Origin of the sequence: Dietzia sp. SYD-A1, from assembly GCF_015356725.1 — a bacterium.
GTDB lineage: Bacteria > Actinomycetota > Actinomycetes > Mycobacteriales > Mycobacteriaceae > Dietzia.
This window is the reverse complement of the sequence record NZ_JADDKI010000697.1, coordinates 1-785: the sequence shown is the minus strand read 5'-3', so window position 1 is coordinate 785 and position 785 is coordinate 1. Positions and strand designations below refer to the sequence as shown.

1 protein-coding gene and 1 pseudogene are annotated in these 785 nt (G+C 60.0%); both read right to left on the bottom strand.

Going from position 1 to position 785, the window contains the following annotated elements:
• Positions 1 to 413: pseudogene (locus IY392_RS18750) on the bottom strand (cytochrome P450); the annotation flags it as partial.
• A gap of 88 nt (positions 414 to 501) precedes the next feature.
• Positions 502 to 785, bottom strand: a 284-nt coding sequence (locus tag IY392_RS18745; RefSeq protein ID WP_194862038.1) for a 2Fe-2S iron-sulfur cluster-binding protein, incomplete at its 5' end; no start/stop codon positions are given.

The window sequence follows — 785 nt, the reverse complement described above, 5'->3', positions numbered from 1 at the left end:
ACCACCCCCTGCACAGCTGCTCGCTGCAAGTCGTGACGCGGTGGGTCCATCGCGATGAACATCTCGATATCGAGAAAACGAGGCGGGGCCCCGATCACTATCATCGGCTCGGCGGAGAAGACCTCATGGTTCTTATCGACCGCGATGATGTCTTCATGTCGGGTCACTGACCAGAACGGCCCGAACGCACTGTTGGGCTGAAAGTGGACCGGAGCCTCGTTTCGCAGGCGCTCATAGTAGGACTGCCAGCGTCCTTGCCGATAGAGAAAGGGATTACTGAGGTCGATGTCGGCGAGTTCGACGTCCTCGACGGGGGGGATGGGCTTCTCTACGAAGAGCTTCTTCCCATTCGTCCTTGTCACCCAGCGCCGAGTCCTGTCGTACAGATGGGCGCCCCGGATCTGCAGATCCATCGGGATGGCCGACTGAACCTTGTCGCCGATCGTATCGGAAACCTTCACGTGTCTCACCTTGTCTTTCGTCGTTACATCTGGAACGTCGTTACATCTGGAACTCTGGCACCTGGACGGTAAGGCCGTCCCAATCCGCGGACGCGGTCATCTGGCACGACAGTCGGGAGGTCGGCAGCCGTTCGGGGTTCATTGAGAGCATCTCTTCTTCACTTGCTCCCGAGAGGCCCACCACGTCGGACCATTGCGGATCAACGATGACATGACACGTGCCGCACGCGGCTTCGCCTCCGCAATCGGCGTCGATTCCGGGCACCGCGTTGTTGACGGCGATCCGCATGAGTGACTGCCCCTCCTCCAAGGGCACCTCGTGCT